Source organism: Streptomyces sp. NRRL F-4489 (assembly GCF_001509485.1).
Taxonomy (GTDB): domain Bacteria; phylum Actinomycetota; class Actinomycetes; order Streptomycetales; family Streptomycetaceae; genus Streptomyces.
Genome location: NZ_LLZI01000232.1, coordinates 55,370 through 71,923, shown reverse-complemented (window position 1 = coordinate 71,923; position 16,554 = coordinate 55,370). Strand labels below are relative to the sequence as shown.

The 16,554-nt window shown below is 71.6% G+C and carries 12 protein-coding genes; 6 read left to right on the top strand and 6 right to left on the bottom strand.

The window, feature by feature from the left end; translation table 11 throughout:
- Nucleotides 1-162 precede the first annotated feature (162 nt).
- Together ileS and ADL22_RS37015 are read right to left on the bottom strand one after the other, a co-directional pair.
- Nucleotides 163-3,306, bottom strand: coding sequence for an isoleucine--tRNA ligase (ileS, locus tag ADL22_RS20320; protein WP_066981450.1), 3,144 nt, complete (start codon nucleotides 3,304-3,306; stop codon nucleotides 163-165).
- Between the two features lie 505 nt (nucleotides 3,307-3,811).
- Nucleotides 3,812-4,135, bottom strand: a complete 324-nt coding sequence (locus ADL22_RS37015) for a hypothetical protein (RefSeq protein WP_420711581.1) — start codon at nucleotides 4,133-4,135, stop codon at nucleotides 3,812-3,814.
- On the opposite strand from ADL22_RS37015, the gene ADL22_RS37010 reads away from it, so the two are divergent.
- The 4 genes from ADL22_RS37010 to ADL22_RS20300 all read left to right on the top strand — a co-directional run bounded on the left by ADL22_RS37010 (nucleotide 4,134) and on the right by ADL22_RS20300 (nucleotide 8,100).
- Entirely contained in the window at nucleotides 4,134-4,613 is a 480-nt protein-coding gene (locus ADL22_RS37010) for a TraR/DksA family transcriptional regulator (protein ID WP_420711580.1), read from the top strand. The genes ADL22_RS37015 and ADL22_RS37010 overlap by 2 nt on opposite strands.
- Nucleotides 4,614-4,749: 136 nt before the next feature.
- Nucleotides 4,750-5,352 carry a signal peptidase II gene (gene lspA, locus ADL22_RS20310; RefSeq protein ID WP_066981444.1) on the top strand — a complete coding sequence of 201 codons (603 nt, stop codon included), beginning with the start codon at nucleotides 4,750-4,752 and terminating at the stop codon, nucleotides 5,350-5,352.
- 92 nt (nucleotides 5,353-5,444) lie between these two features.
- Nucleotides 5,445-6,386 (top strand): RluA family pseudouridine synthase, encoded by a 942-nt coding sequence (locus ADL22_RS20305; protein WP_066981441.1) that lies wholly within the window; start codon nucleotides 5,445-5,447, stop codon nucleotides 6,384-6,386.
- A 121-nt stretch (nucleotides 6,387-6,507) separates the two neighbouring features.
- Nucleotides 6,508-8,100, top strand: a complete 1,593-nt coding sequence (locus ADL22_RS20300) for a Na+/H+ antiporter (protein WP_066981438.1) — start codon at nucleotides 6,508-6,510, stop codon at nucleotides 8,098-8,100.
- Between the two features lie 50 nt (nucleotides 8,101-8,150).
- Here ADL22_RS20300 and ADL22_RS20295 read toward each other — a convergent pair whose 3' ends face one another.
- Nucleotides 8,151-9,221 (bottom strand): mechanosensitive ion channel family protein, encoded by a 1,071-nt coding sequence (locus tag ADL22_RS20295; protein WP_066981711.1) that lies wholly within the window; start codon nucleotides 9,219-9,221, stop codon nucleotides 8,151-8,153.
- A 96-nt stretch (nucleotides 9,222-9,317) separates the two neighbouring features.
- Between ADL22_RS20295 and ADL22_RS20290 the strand changes: the two genes are divergently transcribed.
- Nucleotides 9,318-9,941 carry a dienelactone hydrolase family protein gene (locus tag ADL22_RS20290; RefSeq protein WP_066981435.1) on the top strand — a complete coding sequence of 208 codons (624 nt, stop codon included), beginning with the start codon at nucleotides 9,318-9,320 and terminating at the stop codon, nucleotides 9,939-9,941.
- 53 nt (nucleotides 9,942-9,994) lie between these two features.
- Here ADL22_RS20290 and ADL22_RS20285 read toward each other — a convergent pair whose 3' ends face one another.
- The 3 genes from ADL22_RS20285 to ADL22_RS20275 form a co-directional block, all read right to left on the bottom strand.
- Nucleotides 9,995-10,933, bottom strand: a complete 939-nt coding sequence (locus ADL22_RS20285) for a thioredoxin domain-containing protein (protein ID WP_066981432.1) — start codon at nucleotides 10,931-10,933, stop codon at nucleotides 9,995-9,997.
- A gap of 150 nt (nucleotides 10,934-11,083) precedes the next feature.
- Entirely contained in the window at nucleotides 11,084-11,929 is an 846-nt protein-coding gene (locus tag ADL22_RS20280; protein WP_066981429.1) for a thioredoxin domain-containing protein, read from the bottom strand.
- Between the two features lie 103 nt (nucleotides 11,930-12,032).
- Nucleotides 12,033-12,689 (bottom strand): hypothetical protein, encoded by a 657-nt coding sequence (locus tag ADL22_RS20275; RefSeq protein WP_066981425.1) that lies wholly within the window; start codon nucleotides 12,687-12,689, stop codon nucleotides 12,033-12,035.
- Nucleotides 12,690-12,919: 230 nt separating this feature from the next.
- Here ADL22_RS20275 and dnaE point away from each other — a divergent pair, with 230 nt between their 5' ends.
- Nucleotides 12,920-16,471, top strand: a complete 3,552-nt coding sequence (gene dnaE, locus ADL22_RS20270) for a DNA polymerase III subunit alpha (protein WP_066981422.1) — start codon at nucleotides 12,920-12,922, stop codon at nucleotides 16,469-16,471.
- Nucleotides 16,472-16,554: the final 83 nt, after the last annotated feature.

Sequence of the window (16,554 nt, the reverse complement as noted above, 5' to 3'; positions counted from 1 at the left end):
CCGGCCCTGTTGCGTGCCCTGTGCGCGGTGCCCGGTGCCCGTGGTACCGGTGTCATCCGGGCGGGGGGCGCGGTGGGGGTGCGCGGGGGGCGGAGAAGAGCGCGGGCCCCGGCGCTCGGTGCGCCGGGGCCCTGCTGTGCTCTGCCGTGCTTCCGTGCTCCGTTACGCCTTGCGGAGGTGGAAGGTCAGGGTCAGCGCCTCGTCGGTGAAGGCCGGGCCGTAGGACCCGTCCGGCTCGCCGGCGGCGAAGTCGGTGGCCAACACCTCCTCGGCGATCAGCGCGGCGTGGTCGGCCAGCGCCGTGCGGACCTCCTCGTCGGTGGCGGACCAGCGCAGCGCGATCCGGTCGGCGACGTCCAGGCCGCTGTTCTTACGGGCCTCCTGGATCAGCCGGATCGCGTCCCGGGCCAGGCCGGCGCGGCGCAGCTCGGGGGTGATCTCCAGGTCGAGGGCGACCGTGGCGCCGGCGTCGGACGCCACCGACCAGCCCTCGCGCGGGGTTTCGGTGATGATGACCTCTTCCGGGCCGAGCGCGACGGTCTCGCCGTCCACCTCGACGCTCGCCGTACCCTCGCGCAGCGCGAGCGAGAGGGCGGCGGCGTCCGCGGCGGCGATGGCCTTGGCGACCGCCTGGACACCCTTGCCGAACCGCTTGCCCAGCGCGCGGAAGTTGGCCTTGGCGGTGGTGTCGACCAGCGAGCCGCCCACCTCGGACAGCGAGGCCAGCGAGCTGACGTTCAGCTCCTCGGCGATCTGGGCGCGCAGGTCCTCGGAGAGCTCCGCGAAGCCGTGCGCGCCGACCAGCGCGCGGGAGAGCGGCTGGCGGGTCTTCACACCGGACTCGGCGCGGGTGGCGCGGCCCAGCTCGACCAGCCGGCGCACCAGCTGCATCTGCGCGGAGAGCGCCGGGTCGATCAGCGCCCGGTCGGTCTCCGGCCAGGTGGCCAGGTGCACCGAATCGGGGGCGTCCGGGGTGACCGGGACGACGAGGTCCTGCCAGACCCGCTCGGTGATGAACGGGACGAGCGGGGCCATCAGCCGGGTGACCGTCTCGATGACGTCGTGGAGGGTGCGCAGCGCGGCCGCGTCGCCCTGCCAGAAGCGGCGCCGGGAGCGGCGGACGTACCAGTTGGAGAGGTCGTCGACGAACGCGGACAGCAGCTTGCCGGCGCGCTGGGTGTCGTAGCCCTCCAGGGCCTCGGTGACCTCGGCGGTCAGGGTGTGCAGCTCGCCGAGCAGCCAGCGGTCCAGCAGCGGGCGGTCGGCCGGGGCCGGGTCGGCCGCGGACGGGGACCAGCCGGTGGTGCGGGCGTAGAGCGCCTGGAAGGCGACGGTGTTCCAGTACGTCAGCAGGGTCTTGCGGACGACTTCCTGGATGGTGGAGTGGCCGACCCGGCGGGCCGACCAGGGGGAGCCGCCGGCCGCCATGAACCAGCGGACCGCGTCGGCGCCGTGCTCGTCCATCAGCGGGATCGGCTGGAGGATGTTGCCCAGGTGCTTGGACATCTTCCGGCCGTCCTCGGCGAGGATGTGGCCCAGGCAGACGACGTTCTCGTAACTGGACTTGTCGAAGACCAGGGTGCCGACGGCCATGAGGGTGTAGAACCACCCGCGGGTCTGGTCGATGGCCTCGGAGATGAACTGCGCAGGGTAGCGCTTCTCGAACAGCTCCTTGTTGCGGTACGGGTAGCCCCACTGCGCGAACGGCATCGAACCGGAGTCGTACCAGGCGTCGATGACCTCGGGGACGCGGGTGGCGGTGTGCGCGCAGCCGTCCTCGGGGCAGCCGAAGACCACCTCGTCGATGTACGGGCGGTGCGGGTCCAGGCCGGACTGGTCGGTGCCGGTCAGCTCGGTCAGCTCGGCGAGCGAGCCGACGCAGGTGAGGTGGCCCTCCTCGCAGCGCCAGATGGGCAGCGGGGTGCCCCAGTAGCGGTTGCGGGAGAGCGCCCAGTCGATGTTGTTGTTCAGCCAGTCGCCGAAGCGGCCGTGCTTGACCGACTCGGGGAACCAGTTGGTGCGCTCGTTCTCCCGCAGCAGGGCGTCCTTGACCGCGGTGGTGCGGATGTACCACGACGGCTGGGCGTAGTAGAGGAGCGCGGTGTGGCAGCGCCAGCAGTGCGGGTAGCTGTGCTCGTAGGCGACGTGGCGGAAGAGCAGGCCGCGCGCGTCGAGGTCGCGGACCAGGGCCTCGTCGGCCTTCTTGAAGAACTGGCCGCCGACGAGCGGCAGCTCCTCCTCGAAGGTGCCGTCCGGGCGGACCGGATTGACCACGGGGAGGCCGTAGGCGCGGCAGGTCCTGAGGTCGTCCTCACCGAAGGCGGGGGCCTGGTGGACGAGGCCGGTGCCGTCCTCGGTGGTGACGTAGTCGGCGTTGACGACGAAGTTGGCGCCGTCCAGCGCGACGAAGGAGAACGGGCGGTCGTAGGCCCAGCGCTCCATCTCGCGGCCGGTGAAGGTCTCGCCGGTGGGGGCCCAGCCCTCGCCCAGCGCCTTGGCCAGCAGCGGTTCGGCGACGACCAGCCGCTCGGTGCCGTCGGTGGCGACGACGTAGGTGACGTCGGGGTGGGCGGCGACGGCGGTGTTCGAGACCAGGGTCCAGGGGGTGGTCGTCCAGACCAGGAGGGCGGCGCGGCCGGCCAGCGGGCCGGAGGTCAGCGGCAGGCGGACGAAGACCGAGGGGTCCACGACGGTCTCGTAGCCCTGGGCCAGCTCGTGGTCGGACAGGCCGGTGCCGCAGCGCGGGCACCAGGGGGCGACGCGGTGGTCCTGGACCAGCAGGCCCTTGGTGAAGATCTGCTTCAGGGACCACCACACCGACTCGATGTAGCCGGGGTCCATGGTGCGGTACGGGTCGTCCAGGTCGGTCCAGTAGCCCATCCGCGTGGTCAGCTCGGCGAAGGCGTCGGTGTGGCGGGTCACCGACTCGCGGCACTTGGCGTTGAACTCGGCGATGCCGTACGCCTCGATGTCCTTCTTGCCGTTGAAGCCCAGTTCCTTCTCGACGGCCAGCTCGACCGGGAGGCCGTGGCAGTCCCAGCCGGCCTTGCGGTTGACGTGGTAGCCGCGCATCGTGCGGAAGCGGGGGAAGACGTCCTTGAAGACCCGGGCCTCGATGTGGTGGGCGCCGGGCATGCCGTTGGCGGTCGGGGGGCCCTCGTAGAAGACCCACTCGGGCCGGCCCTCGGACTGCTGGAGGGAGCGGGCGAAGACCTTGCGCTCCTGCCAGAAGTCGAGCACCGCGTGCTCAAGGGCGGGCAGGTCGACCTGGGCTGGTACCGGGCGGTACTGGGGCGTGGGACTCATCGGTTCCTCCGGCGGACACCTGGTGCGTTCTCCGACCGGAGGGACGAGAGCGCCTGCTCCCGCGGTACCACCCTCCTTGGCGGCGCTGTCCGCACCGCCCCCTCATTGGGGTCGCGCTGCCGGTTCTACTCGCCCCACGGGCTTTCTTCCGGCGGCTCCGGGCTGATCTTCACGTCAGGCACGCCCCCGGGCTCACACCGTCCCCGGGTCGCTGCGCGGCTGCGTATGACGCTACTCGTCCCATCGACGCCTTTCGCTCCGCCCAGTGTAAAGGGCCGCGCGGGGCCCGGCCGACCGGATTGCGGACGCCCGGGGCGGCCGCGGCGGGTGACCCGAATGGCCGGACTCGCAGAGCGGGGCATTCCGGTCGGATTACGGCGCGGGGAGCGGGGCACAACGGAGGCAGACCGGGCGTACGGCGGTGGCGGCGGGGTGGCCGGGCGGTGCGTCCCGTTGCCGCGTGCCGTGCGGCGATTTATCGTTCCCGCACGATTCGCGCACAAGATCACATATGTGAAGGGGTCGCGGCCATGGTGGCGAAGAAGACCGCCGCGGAGCAGACCACGACGTCCGCCGGGCCCGCTGACGAGGACGTCGTGAAGGGGGCCGCCGGCGCAGCGGCGGCCGCCCCCGCGAAGGCGGAGAAGAAGACGCCGGCCAGGAAGGCGGCGGCGAAGAAGACGCCAGGGAAGAAGACGCCGGGGAAGAAAGCGGCGGAGAAGAGGACGGTCGCGAAGAAGGCGGTCGCCGGGAAGGCCGCCGGTGGCGAGCCGGCGGAGACGAGCGCGGCCGGGCAGGACGCGGCCGGGGAGACGGGAGCTGGGACCATGGCGGCGAAGAAGACGGCGGCCGCACCGGCCTCCCGGCCGGGCGCGGACTCCGCGGCGCCCCCGGCCCGTACGACCGCGGACCCCGGGGACCTGGCGGTCCGGCCGGGCGAGGACCCCTGGACGCCGGAGGAGGTGGACGAGGCGCGGGCCTCCCTGATGGGCGAGGTGGGGCGGCTGCGGGCGGAGATCACCGCCGCCGAGGACGCCATCGCCGGGCTGATGCGGGACTCCGGCGACGGCGCGGGCGACGACGAGGCGGACACCGGCACCAAGAACATCACCCGCGAGCACGAACTGGCGCTGGCCTCCAACGCCCGCGAGATGCTGCACCAGACCGAACGGGCCCTGGGCCGGCTGGACGCGGGCACGTACGGCCTGTGCGAGAACTGCGGCAAGCCGATCGGCAAGGCCCGGATGCAGGCGTTCCCGCGGGCGACGCTGTGCGTGGAGTGCAAGCAGAAGCAGGAGCGGCGCTGACGGGTGGCGCGGCGGGCCGGTCGCGGGGTGCGGTGGAGCGCCCCCGGCCGGCCCGCTCGCGCGCGGGTGTGCCGTAGTCTCGTGGGCAGCCGGGCACGGCCCGGCGGCGGACTCGACGGGCTGAGGGACACACGACGTGGCAGAGGCGGAGCGCATCACCGGTACGCCGGAATCCGAGCCGGGTTCCGGGGCGGACCCCGCGGCGGGGTCCGAGGGGGGACGGCCGGCGGAGGGCGAGCGGCCCACCGCCCGCGGCAGGCGGCGGATCGCCGCGCTGCTGCTGGTGGCCGCGGTGGTCTACCTCCTCGACCTGGGCAGCAAGCTCGCGGTGGTCGCCAAACTGGAGCACCACGCGCCGGTGGAGGTCATCGGGACGCTGCTGCAGTTCAGCGTGATCCGCAACCGCGGCGCGGCCTTCGGCTTCGGGCAGGCGCTGACGGTGTTCCTGACGATCATCGCCGCGGTGGTGATCGTGGTGATCTTCCGGATCGCCCGCAAGCTCTACAGCCTGCCCTGGGCGATCGCGCTGGGGCTGCTGCTGGGCGGCGCGTTCGGCAACCTCACCGACCGGATCTTCCGTGCGCCGGGCGTCTTCCAGGGCGCGGTGGTGGACTTCATCGCCCCGGCGCACTTCGCGGTCTTCAACCTCGCCGACTCCGCGATCGTCTGCGGCGGCGTCCTGATCGTGCTGCTGTCCTTCCGGGGGCTGGACCCGGACGGGACGGTCCACCGGGACTGACGGCCGGTCCGATCAGGGCCCGCGGCCCGGTGCCGGATCCGGGCATTCCGGGCCCGGGCCGGGCCGCGGCGCGGGACTGCCATACTCGTGGGGTGAGCACGCTTCCCGAGATCCGCACCCTGCCCGTACCGGACGGCCTGGAAGGCGAGCGCGTGGACGCCGCGCTGGCCCGTATGTTCGGCTTCTCCCGGACGAAGGCGGCCGAGCTCGCCTCGGCCGGCAAGGTCCGGGTGGACGGCTCGGAGGTGATGAAGTCCGAGCGGGTCCGCGGGGGCGCCTGGCTGGAGGTCGAGATGCCGGCCGCCGCCGCGCCGGTGGAGATCGTCGCCGAGCCCGTCGAGGGCATGGAGATCGTGCACGACGACGACGACGTCGTGGTGATCAGCAAGCCGGTGGGCGTCGCCGCGCACCCCAGCCCCGGCTGGACCGGCACGACGGTGATCGGCGGGCTGGCCGCGGCCGGCTACCGCGTCTCCACCTCCGGTGCCGCCGAGCGGCAGGGCATCGTGCACCGCCTCGACGTCGGCACCTCCGGGCTGATGGTGGTCGCCAAGTCGGAGCGGGCGTACACCTCGCTGAAGCGGCAGTTCAAGGAGCGGGTGCCGGACAAGCGCTACCACGCGCTGGTCCAGGGCCACCCGGACCCCATGAGCGGCACCATCGACGCCCCCATCGGGCGCCACCCCAACCACGACTACAAGTGGGCGGTCACCGCCGACGGCAAGCCGTCGGTCACCCACTACGACCTCATCGAGGCGTTCCGGGCCGCGAGCCTGCTGGACATCAAGCTGGAGACCGGGCGGACGCACCAGATCCGGGTGCACATGTCCGCGCACCGCCACCCGTGCGTCGGCGATCTGACGTACGGCGCGGACCCCACGCTCGCCAAGCGGCTCGGGGTGTCCCGGCAGTGGCTGCACGCGGTGCGGCTGGGCTTCGAACACCCCTCGGACGGCCGCTGGGTGGAGTTCGAGAGCGCGTATCCGGACGACCTCCAGCACGCGCTGGACACCGTCCGCGAGGAGAGCTACTGATCCCTCCGGCGCGCCGTCCCGTTACGGGCGGCGGCTGAGCGGCGAAACGGGCATCCGATCACTTCATGGCACGCTTGGGACGGAAAGTGATCGAGAACGACCGCCCCGGAGCGTAGTCACCGTGGATCAGTTGGCCCTGCTGTTCGTTCTGCTCCTCGGAGCCGTGGTGACGGTGCCGCTCGGCGACCGGCTGGGGCTGCCCTCGCCGGTGCTGATGACGCTGGCCGGTGCGGTGCTGGCGCTGCTGCCGTTCGTGCCGAACGTCCAGATCCCGCCGGAGTACATCCTGCCGATCGTGCTGCCGCCGCTGCTCTACGCGGCCGTCCAGCGCACGTCCTGGCGGCAGTTCACCGCCAATCTGCGGCCGATCCTGCTGCTCGCGGTGGCGCTGGTGTTCGCCACCACGGCGGCGGTCGCGGCGGTCGCCCAGGCGGTCGTGCCCGGGATGCCGGTGGCCGCGGCGGTGGTGCTCGGGGCGCTGGTCGCCCCGCCCGACCCGGTGGCCGCCACCGCGGTGGCCGGGAAGCTGGGGCTGCCCCGCCGGCTGGTCTCCATCCTGGAGGGCGAGGGGCTGTTCAACGACGTCACCGCGATCGTGCTGTACCACGTCGCGCTGGCCGCGGTGATCAGCGGCAGCTTCTCGGTGCCCGGCGCGGTCGGCTCGCTGGTGCTCTCCGCGGTCGTCGCCATAGCGGTCGGCCTGGTGCTGGGCTGGGTCACGAACAAGCTGATGGGGCTGCTCGGCGACCCCACGCTGCAGATCGGGCTGACGCTGCTGGTGCCGTTCGTGGCGTACGTCCTGGCCGAGGAGTTCCAGGGCTCGGGCGTGCTGGCGGTGCTGACCACCGCGCTCTTCCTGGCCGAGTACGCGGTCGACCCGGACGACGTGCTGGGCCGGCTGGCCGGCTACACCTTCTGGGAGGTGGTCGACACCCTCGTCACCGGGGTCGCGTTCGGGCTGATCGGCCTGGAGCTGCACAACATCTTCGGGGCCGCGTCCGGCCACTGGACCGCGATGCTCGGCGCCGGCGCCGCCGTCGTCGCGGTGGTGGTCGCGGTGCGCCTGCTGTGGCTGCTGCCCGCCGCCTGGCTGGCCAAGCGGATGCACAAGCGCCGGGACTACGACGAGGACATCCCGATGAGCTGGCGCGAGACGGTCATCATGTGGTGGTCCGGGATGCGCGGGGTGGCCTCGGTGGCGCTGGCCCTGGCCATCCCCTACGGGGTGGACGGCGGGCCCTTCCCGGCCCGCGACGAGATCCTGTTCATCGCCTTCGCGGTGGTGCTCGCCACGCTCATCGTCCAGGGGCTGACGCTGCCCTGGCTGGTGCGCCGGCTGCGGGTGCGGGCCGACACCGACGCCGCGGACGCGCTGGAGCGGGAGCTGGCGCTGCGGGTGATCAAGGCGTCCAAGCGGCGGCTGAGGGAGATCCTGGACGTCGAGGAGGTCTCCGACGAGGTCGCCGACCAACTGGCGCGCCGGGCCTACGACATCGGGGCCCGGATCGCGCCGGACATCGTCGACGACGAGCGGCGCGAGCTGTTCGAGAAGCGGATCTCCCGGATGAAGAAGGTCCAGCGGATCCAGGGCGAGATGCTCTCGGCGGCCCGCCACGAGGTGCTGTCGGCGCGCAGCGAGCCGGGCGCCGATCCGGAGGTCGTGGACCGGGTGCTGCGCAATCTGGACATGCGGAGCCTGCGGGCGGCGCCGTAGCGGGGCGCCGGCCGATCAAGGCGCCGCCCCCGATCGGCGCTCGCGGCCGGTCAGTGCTGCCGGCCGCCCTCCGGCCCGTCCCTGAGGGCCGGCGCCGGGGCGGTGGCGATCCGCGGCAGCGCGTAGGCGTGCTCGGCGCGCAGCCAGTCGATCATCCGCTCGCGGACCTGGCAGCGCACCGTCCACAGCGCGTCCGAGTCCCGCGCGGTGACCAGCGCGCGCACCACGATGGTGGACGGGGTGGTGTCGGTGACCACCAGGCTCCAGGCTCGGCCGTCCCACTCCGGGCTCTCCTGGAGCAGCTCGTGCAGGTGCTGGCGCATCTTCTCCACCGGGGCGGAGTGGTCGAGGTGGAAGAAGACCGCGCCGGTCATCTGGGCGCCGCCGCGCGACCAGTTCTCGAACGGCTTGCTGGTGAAGTACGACACCGGCATGGTGATCCGGCGCTCGTCCCACGTCCGCACGCTCAGGAACGTCAGGGTGATCTCCTCGACCGTGCCCCACTGGCCGTCCACCACCACGGTGTCCCCGATGCGCACCATGTCGCCGAACGCGATCTGCAGCCCGGCGAAGAGGTTGCCGAGCGTGGACTGGGCGGCGATACCGGCGACGATGCCGACCAGCCCGGCCGACGCCAGCACCGAGGTGCCCACCGCCCGCATCTGCGGAAACGTCAGCAGCATCGAGGCGGCCGCGACGACGATCACCGCGGCGGTCACCACCCGCTGGATCAGCGTCACCTGCGTCCGCACCCGCCGCACCCGCGCCGCGTCCCGCGCGCTCGCCGCGTAGCGGGTGTACGAGGACTCCACGATGGCCGCCGCGGCCCGCACCAGCAGCCAGGCGGTCGCGGCTATCAGCACCAGCGTCAGCGCCTGGCCGATACCGGCCGCGTGGTGGACCACCACCGGGATCCGGGTCTGGTCGTACGAACCGAGCAGCAGGGCCGCGGCGAGCAGCGCCTGGAGCGGTATCCGGCAGCGCCGCAGCAGGCCCCACAGGGGGGTCTCCGGGTGCCGGTGGTCGATGCGCTGCAGCGCCCGGTCGATCAGCCAGACCACGACCACGGTGAGCGCGATCGAGCCGCCGATGACGAGGATCGGGCGCAGCACGGCCTCCAGGGACACAGGACTCCTCCTCGGTGGGTGTGCTCGGGGCGGTACCGCCGACCGTAACTGGCACGATGGGGGAAGAGCGATCCAACCCAGGGAAGTGAGATGTCTGTGCCCGCCTCCACCGAGCCCGTATCCAGCGGGTACCCCACCGTCGTGCTGTTCCACTCGGTGTGCGGGCTGCGCCCCGCGGTGCACGCCGCCGCGGACCGGCTCCGGGCGGCGGGGCACGAGGTGATCGTCCCCGATCTCTTCGGCGGCCGGACCGCCGACTCGGTGCCGGACGGCATCGTGATCAAGGACGAGATCGGCAAGGAGGAGCTGCTGCGCCGGGCGGTGGCGGCCGCCGCCCCGTATTCCGACCGCGGGCTGGTCTACGCCGGTTTCTCGTTCGGCGGCGCGGTCGCGCAGAATCTCGCGCTGGCCGACGAGAAGGCCCGCGGCCTGCTCCTGCTGCACGGCACCTCCGACCTCGCCGACGACGCCTCGGCCGACGACCTGCCGGTCCAGCTGCACGTCGCCGACCCCGACCCGTACGAGCCGCACGACTGGCTGAACGCCTGGTACCTGCGGATGCGCCGGGCCGGGGCGGACGTGGAGGTGTTCCGGTACGCCGGCGCCGGCCACCTCTTCACCGACGCCGGGCTGCCGGATTACGACGAGGAGGCGGCGGAGCGGGCCTGGAAGGTGGCGCTGGGCTTCCTGGCGGACCTGCCGGAGCGCGGCTGATCCCCGGCGGCCGTCCCGCGCCGGCGGGACGGCGGGGCGGCCCGGCCGCGCGGTCAGTGGCCGCCGGTGGGGTCCTTCTCGCCCTTGGCGATGCCCTGGCCGCCGTCCTTGCCCGCGTCCTTCCCGCCGCCGTCCTTGGCACCGTCCTTGCCGGGCGCCGGGCCGAACTCCTTGTCGATCATCGTGCGGAAGTTGGCCCGGGCCAGCTCGTTGTACTGCTCCTGGGTCATCTGCCGCTGCGGGATCTCGGCCATCGCCAGCTTCTTGCCGCCGTGCATGAAGGTCGGCGTGCCGCGGACGCCCTTGCGGCCGAAGAGCGCGGTCATCTCCATCGTCCAGCGGTCGTACGTGCCGTTCTTCACCGCCTTCTCGAACGCGGCGTTGCCCTTCAGCTCGGGCACGTCGGCGGCCGCCTTGAGCAGCTCGGAGTCCTTGGCGTAGAGGTCCTCGCGCTCGTCGGGGTGGTACTTGGCCGAGTACAGCACCGACTTGTACTTCAGGAACGCCTCGGGGGAGACGTTCAGCGCGGCGCCCAGCGCGCTCAGCGCGTTCTTCGAGCCCTCGCCGCCCTGCATGGAGTCGATGAACGTGTACATGGTGAAGCGGACCTTGAAGCGGCCGTCGTGGATGTCCTTGAGCAGCTCCTCGCCGGTGCTCTGCTCGAACGCCGCGCAGGCCGGGCAGCGGACGTCCTCGAAGACCTCCAGGGTCTCCTTGGCGTTCTTGTCGCCTATCAGGATCTCGGTGCCGTTGGGGCCCTGGGTGTGCGCGGGGGCGACCAGCTTCGCTTCCTTGGCGGCCTCCCAGCCGGTCGGCGCGTTCGCCTTCATGACGGCGAAGCCGATGCCGCCGGCGACGGCCAGCACGCCGACCACCGAGACCGCCACGACGAGCTGGCGGCGCAGCCGCTCCTTCTTCTTCTCCCGCTCGCGCTCGGCGCGGATCCGCTCGCGGGCGGCCTGCTTGGTCGTCTGAGAGTTCCGGTTGCTCATGGGGGGTGTCCGATTCCTTCGGTCCGGCGCGGGTGGAACGGTGCGCCGGGAGTCTGCCATGAGCACGGCGGGAAACCGGGTCAAGATTTGGCATCGGCCGGCGTGCGCGGGGCACGCCGGCCGATGCCGGTACGCACGTCGTGAACGGCCCTACTTCTTCAGGTCCTTGTCCACCATGGTGTTGAAGTCCGCCACCGTGGACGGCGCGACCTTGCCCTGCGGGCTGTCGGTGCCCAGCAGCGTGCCGTTGAGCTTGAGCGACGGGGTGCTGTGGACGTCCTTGTGCGAGTCGAACTCGTTCGACATCGCCATCGCCCAGGCGTCGTACGTGCCGTTCTTGACGGCCTTCTGGAAGGCGGCGTTCCCCTTCAGCGCGGGGACGGTGTCGGCCACCTTGATCAGGTAGCTGTCGTCGGCGAACTTGTCCGGGCCGGTCTCGTCCGGGTGGTATTCCTTCGAGTACAGCGCGTACTTGTACTTCAGGAAGGCGTCGGGGGAGACGTTCAGCGCGGCGCCCAGCGCGCTCAGCGCGTTCTTCGAGCCGGTGCCCTGGAGGTTGCCGTCCAGGAACGTGCCGATGTGGTACTGCGCCTTGTACTTGCCGTCGCTGATGTCCTTCTCCACCGTGGCGCCGGCGGTCTGCTCGAAGGCGGCGCAGCCGGGGCAGCGCGGGTCCTCGAAGAGCTCCAGGGTGTTCTTGGCGTCCGGCTTGCCTATCACGACGGTGGTGCCGTTGGTGCCGGCGGTGTGCGCGGGCGGGACGGGCTTGGCCTTGGCGGCCTTGGCCCAGACGTCCGGGCCCGAGCCGCCGCTGTCGCCGCCGCCGGAGGTGGCGACGGCCAGCCCGATGCCGCCGGCCACCGCCAGGACGGCGACGACCGAGCCGGCGACGATCAGCTGCCGGCGGGTGCGCTCCTTCTTGGCCTGCCGCTCGCGCTCGGCGCGCAGCCGCTCGCGGGCCGCCTGCTTGTTGGCCTGGGTGTTGCGGTTGCTCATGACTGTTCTGCTCCGTGGATGGTGTGGTCCGTGGGACGGGTGCGTGCTGGGGGGCGTACGCGCCGTAGCGGGGCGTACGGGGCCGCCGGGCCGGGAGGGGCCGTCAGGCGGCGAGCGCGCAGGGCGGCCCGCGGCGCACCACGGAGTGCACGAGCAGGGGAGCGGACCGGGCGGGCGGCCCGGTCCGTACGGGGGCGGGCACCGCGCGGCGCGGTGCGGGAACGCGGCCCAGGACCGCGGCCGCGATCAGCAGCGGCCGGAACGCGAAACCGGCCACCGCGCCCAGCAGCCGCACCAGGGCGGCCTCGCCGCGGCGCAGCCAGGCGGCCGCCAGCAGGCCCACGGCCAGATGCCCGGCGAGCAGCAGCAGCCAGACCGGGGCCGGGGTGCCGCCCTCCTGGGCCAGCCGGGCCAGCGGGCCGCCGACCGGGCCGCCGCCGCAGAACAGCACCGCGCCCAGCGAGCGCAGCGGAACGGGGTGGGTGCCCCCGGAGCCGTAGCAGGTGTGCTGGCCCAGGCTGAAGACCGCGTCCGCGGCCAGCTCCAGGGGGAGCAGCAGCCCGGCGATCCGGCCGAAGCCGCGCTCCCGGCCGGCCAGCGCGTAGGCCAGCGCGAACACCGCCGCGCCGGTCGCGCCCACGGTGACCGGCGGCAGCGGCATCCTGGAGAGCAGGACGTGGGACGCCGACGACAGCGTCACGCACAGCGCCGCGAAGAGCGCCGCGCGCAGTGCCCGCAGGTGTGCCGCCGAGATGTCCATCGCTGCGAGTCTGCCATGCGGCGGGCCGGAGCGGCACCGGGGCCGCCGCGGGGGCCCCGGCGCGGGGGCCCGGCGCGAGGTGGCCGGGACGGGCCGGTGCGCCCCGCGGCGGGCGCTCGTTGTCAGTGCCGGGTCGTAGACTTCGAGACCGTCCCAGCCATCCCTCGCGACCCCTTCCGACACCGCTTTCCCAGCCCCCCGACAACTGCCGCTACCGGAGGTTCAGCGCCGTGGCCACCTCGTCCAGGCCCCCCTTCACGCACCTGCACGTGCACACCCAGTACTCCCTGCTGGACGGTGCGGCGCGGCTGTCCGACATGTTCAAGGCGTGCCAGGACATGGGCATGACACATATCGCCATGTCCGACCACGGCAACCTCCACGGCGCGTACGACTTCTTCCACTCCGCGAAGAAGGCCGGGATCACCCCGATCATCGGTATCGAGGCGTATGTCGCGCCCGAGTCGCGGCGCAACAAGCGCAAGATCCAGTGGGGCCAGCCGCACCAGAAGCGCGACGACGTCTCCGGTTCCGGTGGTTACACCCACAAGACCATCTGGGCGGCGGACAAGACCGGTCTGCACAACCTCTTCCGCCTCTCCTCCGACGCGTACAAGGAGGGCTGGCTCCAGAAGTGGCCGCGGATGGACAAGGAGACCCTCTCCCAGTGGTCCGAGGGCCTGATCGCCTCCACCGGCTGCCCGTCCGGTGAGCTGCAGACCCGGCTGCGGCTGGGCCAGTTCGACGAGGCGCTGAAGGCGGCGGCCGAGTACCAGGACATCTTCGGCAAGGGCCGGTATTTCCTGGAGCTGATGGACCACGGCATCGAGATCGAGCGCCGGGTCCGCGACGGCCTGCTGGAGATCGGCAAGAAGCTCGGCATCCCCCCGCTGGTCACCAACGACTCGCACTACACCTACGCGCACGAGGCCACCGCCCACGACGCGCTGCTGTGCATCCAGACCGGCAAGAACCTCTCCGACCCGGACCGCTTCAAGTTCGACGGCACCGGCTACTACCTCAAGTCCACCGACGAGATGTACGCCATCGACTCCTCGGACGCGTGGCAGGAGGGCTGCCGCAACACCCTCCTGGTCGCCGAGCAGGTCGACACCACCGGCATGTTCGAAAAGCGCGACCTGATGCCGAAGTTCGACATCCCGGAGGGCTACACCGAGGTCACGTGGTTCCAGGAGGAGGTCCGGCGCGGGATGGAGCGCCGGTATCCGGGCGGCGTCCCCGAGGACCGCCGCAAGCAGGCCGAGTACGAGATGGACGTCATCATCCAGATGGGGTTCCCGGGCTACTTCCTCGTCGTCGCCGACTTCATCATGTGGGCGAAGAACAACGGCATCGCGGTCGGCCCCGGCCGCGGCTCCGCGGCCGGCTCGATCGTCGCCTACGCCATGGGCATCACCGACCTCGACCCGATCGAGCACGGCCTGATCTTCGAGCGGTTCCTCAACCCCGAGCGCGTCTCCATGCCCGATGTCGACATCGACTTCGACGAGCGCAGGCGCGTCGAGGTGATCCGGTACGTCACCGAGAAGTACGGCGCCGACAAGGTCGCCATGATCGGCACGTACGGCAAGATCAAGGCGAAGAACGCCATCAAGGACTCCGCCCGCGTACTGGGCTACCCGTACGCCATGGGCGACCGGATCACCAAGGCCATGCCCGCCGACGTCCTCGGCAAGGGCATCGACCTCGACGGCATCACCAACCCCCAGCACCCCCGCTACAACGAAGCGGGCGAGGTCCGGGGGATGTACGAGAACGAACCGGACGTGAAGAAGGTCATCGACACCGCCAAGGGCGTCGAGGGCCTGGTCCGGCAGATGGGTGTGCACGCGGCCGGCGTGATCATGTCCAGTGAGCCGATCATCGACCACGCCCCGGTCTGGGTGCGGCACACCGACGGCGTCACCATCACGCAGTGGGACTACCCGCAGTGCGAATCGCTCGGCCTGCTGAAGATGGACTTCCTGGGCCTGCGCAACCTCACCATCATGGACGACGCCCTGAAGATGGTGAAGGCCAACAAGGGCATCGACCTGGAGCTGCTCTCCGTCCCGCTCGACGACCCCAAGACCTTCGAACTCCTCTGCCGCGGTGACACCCTCGGCGTCTTCCAGTTCGACGGCGGCCCGATGCGCTCGCTGCTGCGCCAGATGCAGCCCGACAACTTCGAGGACATCTCCGCCGTCTCGGCCCTGTACCGCCCGGGCCCGATGGGCATGAACTCCCACATCAACTACGCCGAGCGGAAGAACGGCCGCCAGGAGATCACCCCGATCCACCCGGAGCTGGAGGAGCCGCTCAAGGAGACCCTGGGTCTGACCTACGGCCTGATCGTCTACCAGGAGCAGGTCCAGAAGGCCGCCCAGATCATCGCCGGCTACTCGCTCGGCGAGGCCGACATCCTGCGCCGCGTGATGGGCAAGAAGAAGCCCGAGGAGCTGGCGAAGAACTTCACCATCTTCCAGGCCGGCGCCAAGAAGAACGGCTACTCCGACGAGGCCATCCAGGCGCTGTGGGACGTCCTGGTCCCGTTCGCCGGCTACGCCTTCAACAAGGCGCACTCCTCCGCGTACGGCCTGGTCACCTACTGGACCGCCTATCTGAAGGCCAACTACCCGGCCGAGTACATGTCCGCGCTGCTGACGTCCGTGCGCGACGACAAGGACAAGTCCGCGGTCTATCTGAACGAGTGCCGCCGGATGGGCATCAAGGTCCTCCCGCCGAACGTCAACGAATCCGAGGCCAACTTCGCCGCCCAGGGCGACGACGTCATCCTCTTCGGCCTCACCGCGGTGCGGAACGTCGGCCAGAACGTCGTCGACTCGATCATCCGCTGCCGCAAGGCCAAGGGGAAGTACGCCTCGTTCCCGGACTACCTCGACAAGGTCGACGCGGTGGTCTGCAACAAGCGCACCACCGAATCGCTGATCAAGGCCGGCGCCTTCGACGAGCTGGGCCACACCCGCAAGGGGCTGATGGCGCACTACGAGCCGATGATCGACAACGTCGTCCAGGTCAAGCGCAAGGAGGCCGAGGGGCAGTTCGACCTCTTCGGCGGGATGGGCGACGACGCCGCCGACGACGGCCCCGGCTTCGGGCTGGACGTGCAGTTCTCCGACGACGAGTGGGACAAGACCTATCTGCTCGCGCAGGAGCGCGAGATGCTCGGCCTCTACGTCTCCGACCACCCGCTCTTCGGCCTGGAGCACGTACTCGCCGACAAGGCCGACGCCGCCATCTCCCAGCTCACCGGCGGCGACTACGCCGACGGCTCGATCGTCACCATCGGCGGCATCATCTCCGGCCTCCAGCGGAAGATGACCAAGCAGGGCAACGCCTGGGCGATCGCCACCGTCGAGGATCTGGCCGGCTCGCTGGACTGCATGTTCTTCCCGGCGACGTACCAGCTCGTCTCGACCCAACTCGTCGAGGACGCCGTGGTGTTCGTCAAGGGCCGGCTGGACAAGCGGGAGGACGTGCCGCGGCTGGTCGCCATGGAGCTGATGGTCCCCGACCTCTCCGAGGCCGGCGCGGACGCCCCCGTGACGATCACCATCCCGGCGGTGAAGGTCACCCCGCCGATGGTCGAGAAGCTCGGCGAGGTGCTCAGCAGCCACCGCGGCTCCACCGAGGTCCGGATCAAGCTCCAGGGCACCCGCAAGACCACCCTGCTGCGCCTGGACCGCCACCGGGTCACCGCCGACCCGTCGCTGTTCGGCGATCTGAAGGTGCTGCTCGGCCCGTCCTGCCTGGCCGGCTGAGCCTCCTGCCGGGGCGGCCGCGCCGCCGTCCCGGCCCCGCGTACGCGTCAGGGGCGCGCCCGCACACCGCGGGCGCGCCCCTG